Consider the following 13,266-nt stretch of genomic DNA (forward strand, 5'->3'; position numbering starts at 1 on the left):
CCTCTGATACCGGGAGACGTTATGAAAAGCACCTATACCCCACTCAATTTCGGACTTGGTGATACCATCGATATGCTCCGAGAACACGTTAATGCCTTTGCTACGGAACATATTGCGCCCATCGCCGCTGAGATAGACCGCGATAACCAGTTCCCGAATCATTTATGGCCTTTGTTGGGAGAAATGGGGTTGCTTGGTGTGACCGTCGATGAAGAGCTTGGTGGTGCAGGCATGGGATACCTCGCTCACGTTGTTGCCATGGAAGAAATCAGCCGTGCCTCTGCGTCTGTCGCTTTAAGCTACGGAGCTCATTCTAACCTGTGCGTCAACCAAATCTTTCGTAACGGCACACCTTCTCAACGCGAAAAGTACCTTCCAAAACTCATTGATGGTACGCACGTTGGCGCCCTAGCGATGAGTGAGCCCAATGCCGGTTCAGACGTGATAAGCATGCAACTGAAAGCGGAAAACAAGGGCGACCATTTTGTACTGAATGGCAACAAAATGTGGATAACAAACGGGCCCGATGCTGACGTAGTGGTGCTTTACGCTAAAACGGATGTCAGCGCAGGTTCACGTGGCATTACCGCATTCATTATTGAACGTAACTTCGCAGGTTTCACTCATGCTCAAAAGCTGGACAAACTAGGCATGAGAGGCTCGAATACTTGCGAACTTATATTTAACCATTGCGTAGTGCCAAAAGAGAATATTCTTGGCGAGTTGAATCAAGGCGTCGAGGTGTTAATGAGTGGGCTGGATTACGAGCGCGTCGTCCTCGCTGCCGGACCACTCGGGATAATGCAAGCTTGCATGGACATTGTGGTCCCGTACGTACATGAACGAGAGCAGTTTGGAAAATCCATTGGCGAGTTTCAGTTAGTTCAGGGCAAGATCGCCGATATGTACTCTCGAATGAGTGCAGCAAAAGCGTATGTATATACCGTCGCAGCGGCTTGTGATCGAGGTAACGCAACACGCAAAGACGCCGCTGGCGCGATTTTGTACAGTGCAGAACTCGCCACACAAATGGCACTCGATGCAATACAACTGCTCGGTGGGAATGGCTACATCAATGAATACCCTGCTGGTCGTTTGCTACGTGATGCAAAGCTTTATGAAATCGGCGCGGGTACCTCAGAGATTCGCCGCATGTTAATAGGCCGAGAACTGTTCGAAGAATCTCGCTAACGGAACATACGACAAGGAAGTCATTATGGCCATTATCAAAAGTAAAACTAAGCCAACTGACGAGTTATTTCTTTCCAATAAAGCTGCGATGGAAACGTTGGTCACTCAACTGAATCAACACATCGATACCATCAAACAGGGAGGCGGTGAAAAAGCCATTCAGCACCAGAGGCAAAAAGGAAAACTCCCAGCCCGAGAACGCATCGCGCGCTTGCTTGATGACAACACTGACTTTCTTGAAATCAGCCAGTTTGCCGCCTGGCAGGTGTATGACGAAGCGATCCCATGCGCTGGCGTTATCGCCGGCATTGGTATCATAGAGGGAATTCAATGCATGGTTATCGCCAACGATGCTTCGGTAAAAGGTGGAACCTACTACCCACTCTCGGTAAAAAAACACCTAAGAGCGCAAGAGATTGCCCAACGTTGCCAACTCCCCTGCGTGTACTTGGTGGACTCCGGTGGCGCAAATCTCCCTCATCAGTCCGACGTCTTCCCCGACAAAGAACACTTTGGTCGCATTTTCTTTAACCAAGCGAGAATGTCAGCGAAAGGCATTCCCCAAGTTGCTGTTGTGATGGGGCTTTGCACTGCTGGGGGCGCGTACGTTCCTGCCATGGCGGATGTCTCCATTATGGTTAAAGAGCAAGGCACCATTTTTTTGGCGGGGCCACCTTTGGTGAAAGCGGCCACTGGCGAAGTCGTGACGGGTGAAGAGCTCGGCGGTGCAGACGTGCATTGTCGGAAATCTGGTGTCGCAGATTATTACGCTGAAAATGATGAACATGCCCTAATGCTTGCGAGAGAAGCCATTGCCAATGCCAATAGAACAAGACCTGTTAAGCCAGAAAACACCGTACTTCCTCCCCGCTACGACGCAGAAGAAATCTACGGAATCGTGAATGCAAACTTACGACTGTCATTCGACGTTCGAGAAATTATTGCCCGCATCGTCGATGATTCTGATTTCGACGAATTCAAAGCCTTGTACGGCAGAACGCTAGTGTGTGGCTTCGCTCGTATTCAAGGACACTTGATTGGTATTGTGGCAAACAACGGTATCTTGTTTTCTGAATCGGCACAAAAAGGCGCGCACTTTATTGAGCTGTGCGCCAAACGGAAAACACCGCTTCTTTTTCTCCAAAACATTACCGGCTTTATGGTCGGAAAAAAGGTTGAAGAAGAAGGCATCGCAAAACATGGCGCCAAGCTAGTGATGGCCGTCGCTTGTGCTGACGTGCCGAAGTTTACCGTGATCATCGGTGGATCGTACGGCGCTGGTAATTACGGCATGTGCGGCCGAGCGTATGATCCAACCATGATGTGGATGTGGCCGAACGCGCGTATTTCTGTGATGGGCGGAGAACAAGCAGCAGGCGTTTTAACACAAGTTCGAAAAGACGCGAAGGAACGTCAGGGGGAAGCGTGGTCAGAGCAAGAAGAGCACATTTTTAGAGAATCGATCATAGACTTGTATGAAACACAAGGACATCCCTATTTTGCGAGTGCTCGGCTATGGGATGACGGAATTATTGACCCTAAAAAAACGCGTCAGGTGTTGAGTCAAGCGTTAATGGCAGCATTAAACGCCCCCATTCCTGATAGCGAGTTTGGCGTCTTCAGAATGTAAACATCCAAAGATGAATTAAGGAAGTAAGTATGCAGGAAATGCAACCAAGCATTATTCCCAACGCCCAAAGGCAAGATGATGTTCTTTGGCATGTCGATGATAATGGCGTAGCGACCATTACCCTAAACAGAGCAGCCAAACACAATGCTTTTGACGCTTGTACGATCGACTTGCTGATCCACCGCCTAGATTATCTCGCTTTACGAACGGATGTGCGGTGCTTGGTATTAAGAAGTAACGGTAAGCATTTTTCATCCGGGGCCGATTTGAATTGGATGCAGTCGATGGCCGACAGCACGAGGCAAGATAACTTCGTTGATGCCCAAAACTTGGCAAGACTCATGGAAACACTAGATTCGTTCCCTCAACCCACCATCGCAGTTGTTCAAGGTTCCGCTTATGGTGGTGCTTTAGGGTTGATTTGTTGTAGTGATATCGCCATCGCAAGCCAAAGTGCCAACTTTTGCTTAAGTGAAGTTAAGCTTGGTTTAGTTCCAGCGACCATTGCGCCTTACGTCATGCGCGCGATGGGGAATAGACAAGCTAGACGCTATATCTTAAGTGGTGAAGTCATTTCAGCCGAAGATGCCGAACGGTTTGGTATTGTGCACGAAGTGAAAGAAGCCAAACAGCTTGAAAATGCGGTCGATAGCGTAATCAAGACGTTGCTACTTAATAGCCCAGATGCGATGCGTAAAGCGAAAACGCTCTGCCATCAATGTCATCAAAACCCCATCGATCAACAACTGATTCACTATACTAGCAAGCTCATTGCGGACATTAGAGTATCACCCCAAGGTCAAGATGGGCTGCAAGCGTTTCTTGAAAAGCGTAGCCCAAGTTGGGTCACCAAGTCACAGGACAAGTAATGCTACCTTCCAAAGTAAAGATTGTCGAAGTAGGTCCTAGAGATGGGTTGCAAAATGAATCTCCTGTTACGACCCAGACTAAAATCCGGCTGATCAACTTACTCTCTGATACTGGGCTAACGCATATTGAGGCGGGCTCTTTTGTTTCGCCCAAATGGGTGCCACAAATGGCGGACTCAACAGAGGTCATGAAAGCAATAACAATGCGAAATCATGTTACTTATTCTGCCCTGACACCAAACCTAAAAGGCTTAGAACAAGCGTTAGAGGCTGGTGTCAATCAGGTCGCGATTTTCACTTCATCCTCAGAAGGATTCTGCCAACACAATATCAATTGCTCGATTGCAGAAAGCCTAACTCGCTTCGAACCTGTAATGCGATTAGCCACCAAACACGGCATCCCTGTTCGTGGCTATCTATCCTGCGTTGCCGACTGCCCTTACGATGGCCCGACAGCCCCTAAACAAGTGGCGAGCGTGGTCAAATCACTCATCGATTTAGGGTGTTATGAGGTGTCTCTAGGCGACACAATCGGTACAGGCACGCCAAACCGTATCGCTGCTATGCTAGAAGCCGTCATGTTGGTTGCACCTCTTCCCCAGCTTGCTGTCCATTTCCACGACACATGGGGACAAGCTCTCACCAACATTTATCAGGCACTGAGTATGGGCATCAACACCATCGACAGTAGTGTAGCTGGGCTGGGTGGATGCCCATACGCTCATGGCGCATCAGGGAATGTCGCAACGGAGGATGTACTATATTTATGCCAAGGATTAGGAATAGAGACGGGGATCGACTTAGATCTACTGGCTAAAGCTGGCTGGATGATCAGCGAAGAGCTGGGTCGGCAGCCTACATCAAAAGTGTCATTAGCATTGCGTAACCGCGTATTATCACTTTCGTAGAAGGCCATCCGGCACCTCAAATTCTCCCAACCCAAGTTAATTTGCTCTACTTTCGAGTAGGGAAGCGAAACCGCCCGCCAGTACGATAAATAATTAGAGAAAATAAGATAAGCACACAACCTACTAGTTTATTTGCCGTTAGCACTTCGCCATACCACAGCACGCTCAGAATAACCGTCCAAACTGGTTCTAATATCATAATTAGAGCAGCGTTACCTGCCTGAACAAATTTTTGCCCCATGGTTTGCATTACGTAACGCAAGCTCGTCGCTAATAAGGTACTCAACGCAAACCACCACCAAATAGAGGAATCCACCTCTGCTGGGAAAGATTCCATAAAAAATGAAACCAACAAACCTAAACAACCTGCTGAAAAAAGTTGCACGCAAGTAAGCAGCAGCACAGGTAGTTTTTGAGAGTATTTGCTGTTCACATTAAAATGAAGCGCCAAAACCAGTGCTGCACCAAGAAACCACAATTGACTGGCCGATTGTTTCCAGCCACCAACTAAAGAAAGACAAGCAAGACCTAATACAGCGATAGGCAAAGAAAGCCAGAAAATTCGTTGTGGTCGTTGACGAAACATAACCCATGCAACAATCGGCACAAACAGCATGGAAAGGCTCATGATAAATGCGCCTTCCCCGAGAGTATCACTGATAGAAATAGCGTAAATCCATGTCATAACGGCACTGCCTAACAGGAGCCCGACACCACCAGCAGAAAGCACATCTTTTAAGTTTGCTTTCAGCAAAGGTCGGTAACATAGAGGCAGTAAGCAGAGCGAAGCGATAGTAAATCGCGCCCCAATAAAGCCAAAAGGTGGTAAACCCTGTATTGTCTCCTTAGAGAATATCCAGCCAAGTGCAGCGATCATCGTCGTCGCAACCAGAATAACCGTCGCTTTGCGTTCTGAGTTAAACATAAGTACTCACAAAATATGGAACACACAATAGCGCAGCAAGAGAGTTTTACTGTGCTACTGTGTAAATTTGAAAGGGGTTTGTGTCGAGCGAAAAAGTGAAAGCCCGATCCTCTCCTGTATTGTTGTCACGCAGATTGAAGTTCTGCTTCTAGATACATTAAATGCAGGCAAAGTCTTAAGGCAAGCCTTTTCGCATACTAAATTACTTTGGCATTCTATACAGCAAGCAAACTGGCTAAAACCTGTACGGGGTGTCGAACTACCCCTCTTTCAAAACGCTTAACTTGACTGCGGCAGGAGTAGTATTGCGACTTCAGCGCTCCTCAATACAGGTTGAATAAGGCGAATTGCTTTTTACCCATCGCCCCTACAATGAAAACTTATTGATTAACTACAACGAGCGGTTAAATTGCTCCACGGCCTCTACAACACGGCTAGCGCCATCTTGTATTTCATTCATCACATTACCTGCTTTTTCAGAGAGCTCTAGCGTATCTAGTGCTTCTTTTTGGCATTTAGCGATCAGCTTAACTGCGTTATCTGTTCGCTGTAGGTTTTCACTTACCATTGTGACAATTTCATCGGTGGTTGCATTGGTTCTTGTAGCAAGCTGTCTGACTTCATCAGCAACAACGGCAAAACCTCTACCATGCTCACCCGCACGAGCCGCTTCTATCGCCGCATTTAACGCCAATAAGTTAGTTTGGTCAGCGATACCACTGATGCTATTTACCAACTCGCTAATACGCGATGAGTGCGCTTTAAGCTCGTCAATCGCGGTGTTCGCTTGCTGCATTTGCTCGGAAAGTATCTGCATCTTTTCTAACGTTGAGCCTATAACCTCTTGCCCTTGCAGGGTTTGTGTTCCAGTTTCTTGGGAGATTTCATTCGCCAATTGCGCAGCCTGGGCCATTTTCTGTTCCTGCATTACCTGCTGGGTAATATCTGTCGCGAACTTAACGACCTTATAGAGCTCTCCTCTGTCGTTATGGATTGGGTTATATGAAGCCTCTAACCACACCTCTTCACCATAACGGTTAACTCGTTTGAATCGCTCTGATGAAAATTGCCCTTTTGCTAAACGTTGCCAAAACTCACGGTAAGCTTGAGAGCTCGACTCTTCCTGATCACAAAACATGCGATGATGCTTTCCTAGAATCTGATCAAGCGTATAACCCATTGTGTTTAGGAAATTATCGTTGGCTTTTAAAACATGGCCATCTAATGTGAACTCAATCACCGCCATAGAACGACTTAATGCATTTAGCATGTCCTCTTGCTCACGAGATGATTTGATCGTTCGTGTAAGTTCAGAAGCAAAAACAAAAAAGCTTTCTACTTCTCTGTGCTCATTTAAAACAGGCTGGATAATCGTTCTTAACCAGGCTTCCTCACCATTACCTTTCTGTACTTGCAATGCCCCATTCCAGAACACTTTATCTTGGACGGCTTTCTTCATTCGATGAAAGTGATCTGTATTGCGCGAATTTGACGGTACCAATTCAGTAATTGATTTCGTTAAGATCTCATCATCATGTAAGAAAAGTTCTTGCTGTAGTTTGGTATTTGCAGAAGTAATGAGGCCTTTACTATCCAATGTTAAGCGGATCATCTCTTCATCTAAACTGGTTTGGATTTGCTGCAGGATTTGCAACTCCTGCTTTAATCGTTGATTTTCTTGTTGAAGCGACTTATTAAAAAACATGACTTTCTCTCATTCGACCGACCTTCGGACTAGTCAAAGGTTTATTATTTGTATACCGAATAAACTGCAAGCGGCAAAATCGTTTGGTTGCATATTCAAACGCGATTTCTATTTCTCATCAAAGGACCCCGCTGGGAATACGGCGATTTTTTCTACAGTGTAACCTAAGCGCAGTATACTGAAATTTCTTCAGCGCCCAAGCTGTTTATATATTTATCAATATTAAAGCTCTTTATCGCCAGTTTGAGGTTTGTATTTGTGGATATACTTATATGGAGAAGCGGTGTGTTCAGATCAATAAGCCTTTTCATTAAAAAAAAGGGCCTTGACTTAATTCCAATAGTTTTTGCCGTTTTATCGCTGTTCCATCCGCCGTTTGATCGATTAGCCACTCCTTATTCGCTTGCATTTCTATTAATAGCGCACGGAGCAACCAATAACAGCACACCGACCAACAAGCTTTTGGACATTTTTGAGTTAGTGATTTTGCTAAATTAGCGAAATACTGATTAGTTTATGTATGGATGGGCTTCAAATGCGTGGCCAAACTCCTTTGGCCACTACAAACTGTAGGATTAGTATTCCATTAACCAACCAAGGAGTGTTAGCTCCAAGAATGGTAAGAATGCTGAAAATTGGCTCGGACATTCGTGACGTGCACCACCCAGTGGACGTTAACGATATTGCCCCTATGAAGATGCCTCTGCGCTATGTGACGAAGTATTGGCAGTGATTACCAAGCTTCCTCAAAAAGTAAACGGCTATTGACTTTCATTGGTCACCAGTTCGCTAGTGGCCATCTTCACTAAACCTTTAATCGCAAGTCTCGGGGGGAAGAACATAAGTTTTGCTTGAGAACTTCAATGCAAGCTCCCGTTCAGATACACATTCAATATAGCCTTTCTCATTAAGCTCTTGCTTTGTTGATACATTCGTATGCCAACCATATGCAAAGGAAGCCAAGAATAAGCAGCTTAGAACTAACACAACCACTTTAGGTAACCATCTTAAGCATCGGCCAGTAATGAATACTATCAATGACAATAACGATGCAGTGATCATTGCGTAGCTAAGAGCCAGTAATGACGCGTCATTTAGTGGGCTGTATATCTTGACCACATTTGGGAGACTTTCTGAGTCGTAAAGGCCATTGGTAGAGAAAGGGACTATGAGCAATGATGATGCTATGCATGCCGCCAAAAATAGTCCAGAGCGAAAACGATTAATTTTCATCAATCAACCTCTCAATTTCTTTTTTCATTGGTTCGGTGAACTTGTATTGGTCATCAATAGCCGAAACAACTTTACCAATACCGAAAGCAGTAAGCACAAAGAAACCCAACAATAACGCTGTTGGTGGCGCTGCAAACGCTGCGGTAACTCCAACTCTAAGCCCTATCGTTATGCCTTGAGCAATCACACCAGCAACCACACCTTTTGATACATCCGATGTAAACTGTCCTACTACCTCACCTAGCGTTTTTTCATCGTGCAATATGTAATCAACTGCATTAACCGCACCACTGAACACAAGTTCTACATAGATATTGCTGCTCAAGAAACTGACATTGCCTCGAACGGTGTTTAGGGCGTGGCCAATTTTAAGCATTTTAGGCGTTGCTTCCTGCCAACGGACACCTAAATCTAAATATCGAGGCTTGTAGTTCTCAACCACAATGTTCATTACACCATTGATATTGACGGCTTTGGCGGTTGCCCCAAATCCACCGAGATCTTTGGCCACGTCATAAGCGTCTTTAAGTCCCTTGCTAACGCCAGTGTAGTCCTTACCTATAGTGAGCTGTCCGTGCGTGTCTTTAATGAGCAAATCCAAATACTCGTTGGCTTCTTCAACGGTTAGTACGGCAATACTGACGTTCTCTTGTTGAGAGGTGTCCCATTGATATTCTTTAGCTTGCTTTTGTAAATCATCGTCCCATTCTTTTTCTGTTAAGCCATAAGCTTGTTGGGCAGCTTTGCGTTCAGCAAGAACGCGCTCTCTATTTTCAGCCCATCGTTTCTCATCGCTCGCGGTATATCTCAGCTCTTCCTGACGTTCTAGGCGTTGACGTACTGTACGTTCTCTTGTGGTTTTTTGTCTTTCTACTGGAGCTACAGGAGCGGATTCATATCTCATGGGGTTTAGTTTTACTAGTAAATGAAAAAGGATAATAACAATATTTTCAGTGCTTTATCATCCCCCAACAAGATACCTCGAGGAATTAACTGGTTAAATAGGCAAATTGCCAAGTCAAACAAGCATAGTGAAGGGGCAAGTTATGTTGGTTTGTATTCTATCGGATAACTTTTTGTAGGGTAAAACGCAAGCACCAAATTTTGTAGAGTATTTATTCCAGCTTATTTTGGGGCAAAGATAAGTTTGGCAGAGAAAGCCCAAGCTTAGTCTTCAGGCTTTATATCAAAACTCATAAAATGAAGCTTTGGATGCCTAAAACAACCCTAACTCACTTCAATTGCTGCCCGCACTAACACTTTTGTTTTGTATCGTAACTGATTTGCTTACTGACGTTCTTTAGTTGCACTCCTACCTTATTAAAGGCCTTTTGAATAGTTGTGGAAACATGCTGTCGGCCCTCTCCTTCAAAAAAGTTAGCTCGATCTTGCTTCGTTTCGAAGACGCAGACTATTTCTAAGCTTTGTGGAAAAGAAGAGAATTTGACGGTATGAGTCACCCAAAGAAAGCCATCGTAGCCTTTTAGCGTATCTTCACAAACTTCGGTCAACACTTCTCTAATTAGATTCTCGACCTTCTTATCTGATTTGCGCATAAATTAAACTTCATTCCTATCTAACGCCTTTAATTAGGTTTCAGTGTACATTGTCTTAAACAGTATTTGGCAGTGGTATTTAGTCAATAGCCTGTAGATGAGGTTATTCGCACGAAGATTTACCGACCTACTCGCTTCGAACTACATCTTACGCTGTTAAAAATAAGCGCTTTGCAACTCTACAAAACGCTTCTAACTTATTAGATTATTTTAAGTGTGTTTCAAGGAATGCAGAAACCTTGTCCATTGCAATGCCGACTGCTTCTGGATGGTCATACAGTTCATAGTGAGACCAATTTTCCAAATTAACCAGCTGTCGGTCTTTTGATTGAACAGAGCGGCCATAAATTTCCTGCCCATCACGATAAGCACCAAATGCCCCGACTTTTTGCCCTACCACGGCCATAACAGGCTGAGTCAATAACGTTTCGGCAAATGCAAAGGCATCCCAGCTCAGTGTTTTCTGTGCATGTGAAAACAGCATACGAGTTGCACCACCTTCGGTTTGTCCACGTGATGTTTTGTAGTATTCAGTAGCTTCGAACACGTCTCGTTCTGTTAATCCATTTTCTTTTGCAAATTCAATATTTGGAGGAAGAAGTTCATCGATTTTCAGCTCTGAGCCGCGAGCTTCGGCTGTTCTCTGTGCAGCCATAGCTTCAAGATTGGCGATAGGGTCGTACATACTAAAGCCTTCACGGAACAAGCGGCCTAAGTTAACAGGCGTAATACCTACGACAGCTTTCAAGCGCTTTTCGGTTAGGGCTGAATTGATCATGTAACCACCACCGCCGCAGATACCGAGTCCACCAATTCTATTCTCATCGACATATGGTAAAGTTACTGCATAGTCGATAACGCGACTGATATCTTCAACACGTTGACTTGGGTCTTCTACGTAGCGAGGCAATCCTCCCGATTCTCCTTGGAAGCTCGCGTCAAATGCGATCACGACGTAACCTAACTCAGCAAGGGCTTTACCATAGACAGCGCTGGATGTTTGTTCTTTACAACTACCAAAAGGATGAACACTTATCATTGTTGGGTAGCGTTTCGATTCATTGAAGCCTTCTGGGAATAAAATTAATGCAGACATATCCCAAGACATATCAGCATTTCTAAAAGTGATTTTTTGCATATTCATAATCAATACCTTAAGAGTAAAAAGCCTTGAGAGCAGAAAGGCTCGAAGCAATTGAGCCTTTCATCGGGAATATTAAAGAGTGCGTTGGAAGAAAGATGCGAGTTGGGATACTGCGTCATCGACGTATTCGGCAACATCATAAAGCGACATATGGTTTGCACCATCAATGGCATACAAGGTTTTATCTGAACTCGCTGCACGTTCTATCAGGTCATCACTCATCCATTTGCTGCCTGCGTCACTACCAACGACAGCAAGAATTGGCTGAGTTAGGAATGCTTCCGCTTTGTGGTACGCATCGTAAGTAATGATCTGGTTTAAGTTACGAGTTAGAGCAAAACCCGGCGCATTTGGATGTTCACAACGTGGTGTGTGGTAATACTCCCAAGCTTCGCGTAGCTCTGTATTTGAGGCATCTTCTTCACGCATCGGAGCTAGAGGAATAGTCGCGAATTCTGTACCATTCGTGTCGGTTGTGCGAGCATTCGAACCAAATTCTAAGTAACCAACAGCGTCAGCATCGTTAACCGAATTATCCCAACCATTACGGAACATTTGGCCAATGTTTACGGCACTAACCATACCCAGTGCTTTGATTCGACGATCATTGATCGCTGCATTTGCACTATAGCCCGCACCAGCACAAATCCCCATTGCGCCAATTTTATCGTTATCGACGTACTCTAACGTTGTCAGATAGTCGACGACTGCGCTCACGTCTTCAGTACTCGTGTAAGGGTTTTCCATTTGGCGAGGCTCACCTGTACTTTCACCTTGATACGAACGGTCAAACGCAATGGCAATTATGCCGCTTTTTGCAAGTTTACTCGCATATAGGCCTGCGGTTTGCTCTTTTACGCCACCACCTGGGTGTGAAACAACAACCGCCGCATATTGTTTACTTGCATCAAAATCTGTAGGGAAGTTGATAACCGCTGAAATCTCAATACCTTGACCATTGAGATTTTTGAAAGTGACTTTAGACATAGCGACATTCTCCATTAGAAGTTAACTGTTCATCTCAGGCTGACCTAAGCTTCGATGTAATATTAGTCAACACACTGTTTCGGATAAATATCGTTTTATCTACATGACTGTTTAGTTATACTTAACAAATGAGAATAGAACCTTCTTTAATTTCATCACTGACGTGGTTTGCACATATTGCTCGCCATCGTAGTTTCACTAAAGCAGCCTTAGAAATGGGGGTAACCCGTGCTGCCTTATCACAACACCTAAAAGCGTTAGAACAACAGCTACAAGTTCGGTTAATTAATCGAACCACCAGAAGTATGTCGCTGACGGAAGAAGGCCAACGTCTGCTTGATATTTTGCAACCTTCATTGGTGAACATTGAGCAGGTCGTTAACGAATTGAACGACTCTCATCTTGAGCCTTCGGGATTAATCCGTATCAGTGTATCAAGAACCGCTGCTCGGCTGCTTATTGAGCCCTATCTAGGTGAGTTCCTCTCTCGTTATCCTAAAATACGCCTAGAGCTAATCATGGATGATGGGTTTTCTAACATCGTCGCAGAAGGCGTTGACGCTGGCATTCGCTTAGGATTAAGCTTAGATGAACATATGGTTGCGATCCCTATTACTCCGCCGTTAACAACGGCAATAGTGGGCTCTCCTGAATACTTTAGGCAAAATGGACTACCTCAAACTCCTGAGGGTTTAGAAGATCACAATTGCCTTGCTTATCGTTTTACCTCTAGCGGAACAATTGATCATTGGTCGCTAACCTCTCCAGATGTTGCAAAGCGCACCCTCGTTTTCGAGCCTAAAGGTAATGCTATTTTTAATGATGACTATAGTATGTTACAAGCTGCAATACAGGGTGTGGGTTTAGTGAAGCATATTGATTTATGGGTGGAAAAGCACATAGATGAGGGAAGATTGACCCGAGTTCTGACACCTTGGTGCAAAGAGTTTCCAGGGTTTTATTTATATATACCTTCACGAGAGCATATGCCGAAAAAAATCCGCGTCTTGATGGATTTTTTAATCAAAAAGCGCGAAGCTCTGAAACTCAAAGAGTAATTGCCAAATTGCTTTAAATAAAAAAAGCGAGCACGAGGCTCGCTTTTAACTTTCTGTTTT

General features: G+C 44.7%; 11 protein-coding genes and 1 pseudogene. 5 read left to right on the top strand and 7 right to left on the bottom strand.

All coding sequences use genetic code 11. The features are described from left to right. Window positions 1–21: 21 nt before the first annotated feature. From R7Q46_RS01455 to R7Q46_RS01470, 4 genes are read left to right on the top strand one after another with little or no spacing between them, the layout of a single operon-like run. Entirely contained in the window at window positions 22–1,191 is a 1,170-nt protein-coding gene (locus R7Q46_RS01455) for an isovaleryl-CoA dehydrogenase (protein WP_033906946.1), read from the top strand. Window positions 1,192–1,216: 25 nt separating this feature from the next. Further along, complete coding sequence (locus R7Q46_RS01460) at window positions 1,217–2,821, top strand: carboxyl transferase domain-containing protein (protein ID WP_033906945.1); 1,605 nt, start codon at window positions 1,217–1,219, stop codon at window positions 2,819–2,821. Window positions 2,822–2,850: 29 nt separating this feature from the next. Continuing rightward, window positions 2,851–3,690 carry an enoyl-CoA hydratase-related protein gene (locus tag R7Q46_RS01465; protein ID WP_047100922.1) on the top strand — a complete coding sequence of 280 codons (840 nt, stop codon included), beginning with the start codon at window positions 2,851–2,853 and terminating at the stop codon, window positions 3,688–3,690. Beyond that, window positions 3,690–4,598, top strand: coding sequence for a hydroxymethylglutaryl-CoA lyase (locus R7Q46_RS01470; protein ID WP_033906944.1), 909 nt, complete (start codon window positions 3,690–3,692; stop codon window positions 4,596–4,598). The genes R7Q46_RS01465 and R7Q46_RS01470 overlap by 1 nt, the downstream gene beginning before the upstream one ends. A 46-nt stretch (window positions 4,599–4,644) precedes the next feature. Here the strand turns inward: R7Q46_RS01470 and R7Q46_RS01475 are convergent, their stop codons facing one another. From R7Q46_RS01475 to R7Q46_RS01500, 7 genes and pseudogenes are all read right to left on the bottom strand, one after another. Beyond that, entirely contained in the window at window positions 4,645–5,523 is an 879-nt protein-coding gene (locus tag R7Q46_RS01475) for a DMT family transporter (RefSeq protein WP_005375761.1), read from the bottom strand. A gap of 391 nt (window positions 5,524–5,914) precedes the next feature. Then, complete coding sequence (locus R7Q46_RS30780) at window positions 5,915–6,451, bottom strand: methyl-accepting chemotaxis protein (RefSeq protein ID WP_372036153.1); 537 nt, start codon at window positions 6,449–6,451, stop codon at window positions 5,915–5,917. Further along, a pseudogene (locus R7Q46_RS30785) lies at window positions 6,449–7,228 on the bottom strand (PAS domain-containing protein); the annotation flags it as partial. The gene R7Q46_RS30780 and the pseudogene R7Q46_RS30785, both read right to left, overlap by 3 nt. 1,222 nt (window positions 7,229–8,450) lie before the next feature. Continuing rightward, window positions 8,451–9,365, bottom strand: a complete 915-nt coding sequence (locus R7Q46_RS01485) for a hypothetical protein (protein WP_025577788.1) — start codon at window positions 9,363–9,365, stop codon at window positions 8,451–8,453. A gap of 349 nt (window positions 9,366–9,714) precedes the next feature. After that, window positions 9,715–10,017: a hypothetical protein gene (locus R7Q46_RS01490; RefSeq protein WP_031781024.1), complete on the bottom strand. Its 303-nt coding sequence runs from the start codon at window positions 10,015–10,017 to the stop codon at window positions 9,715–9,717. A gap of 205 nt (window positions 10,018–10,222) precedes the next feature. Further along, window positions 10,223–11,161, bottom strand: coding sequence for an alpha/beta hydrolase (locus tag R7Q46_RS01495; protein ID WP_017635745.1), 939 nt, complete (start codon window positions 11,159–11,161; stop codon window positions 10,223–10,225). A gap of 72 nt (window positions 11,162–11,233) precedes the next feature. Continuing rightward, entirely contained in the window at window positions 11,234–12,148 is a 915-nt protein-coding gene (locus tag R7Q46_RS01500) for an alpha/beta hydrolase (protein ID WP_262647149.1), read from the bottom strand. Between the two features lie 128 nt (window positions 12,149–12,276). Between R7Q46_RS01500 and R7Q46_RS01505 the strand changes: the two genes are divergently transcribed. Next, window positions 12,277–13,206 (top strand): LysR family transcriptional regulator, encoded by a 930-nt coding sequence (locus R7Q46_RS01505; protein ID WP_262647148.1) that lies wholly within the window; start codon window positions 12,277–12,279, stop codon window positions 13,204–13,206. Window positions 13,207–13,266: the final 60 nt, after the last annotated feature.

It is taken from the genome of Vibrio sp. 811 (genome assembly GCF_033339195.1).

Bases quoted from the DNA above. Each gene is read 5' to 3' on its own strand.
- R7Q46_RS01455 (WP_033906946.1), top strand. From the start codon at position 22: ATGAAAAGCACCTATACCCCACTCAATTTCGGACTTGGTGATACCATC.
- R7Q46_RS01460 (WP_033906945.1), top strand. From the start codon at position 1,217: ATGGCCATTATCAAAAGTAAAACTAAGCCAACTGACGAGTTATTTCTT.
- R7Q46_RS01465 (WP_047100922.1), top strand. From the start codon at position 2,851: ATGCAGGAAATGCAACCAAGCATTATTCCCAACGCCCAAAGGCAAGAT.
- R7Q46_RS01470 (WP_033906944.1), top strand. From the start codon at position 3,690: ATGCTACCTTCCAAAGTAAAGATTGTCGAAGTAGGTCCTAGAGATGGG.
- R7Q46_RS01475 (WP_005375761.1), bottom strand. From the start codon at position 5,523: ATGTTTAACTCAGAACGCAAAGCGACGGTTATTCTGGTTGCGACGACG.
- R7Q46_RS30780 (WP_372036153.1), bottom strand. From the start codon at position 6,451: ATGCAGGAACAGAAAATGGCCCAGGCTGCGCAATTGGCGAATGAAATC.
- R7Q46_RS01485 (WP_025577788.1), bottom strand. From the start codon at position 9,365: ATGAGATATGAATCCGCTCCTGTAGCTCCAGTAGAAAGACAAAAAACC.
- R7Q46_RS01490 (WP_031781024.1), bottom strand. From the start codon at position 10,017: ATGCGCAAATCAGATAAGAAGGTCGAGAATCTAATTAGAGAAGTGTTG.
- R7Q46_RS01495 (WP_017635745.1), bottom strand. From the start codon at position 11,161: ATGAATATGCAAAAAATCACTTTTAGAAATGCTGATATGTCTTGGGAT.
- R7Q46_RS01500 (WP_262647149.1), bottom strand. From the start codon at position 12,148: ATGTCTAAAGTCACTTTCAAAAATCTCAATGGTCAAGGTATTGAGATT.
- R7Q46_RS01505 (WP_262647148.1), top strand. From the start codon at position 12,277: ATGAGAATAGAACCTTCTTTAATTTCATCACTGACGTGGTTTGCACAT.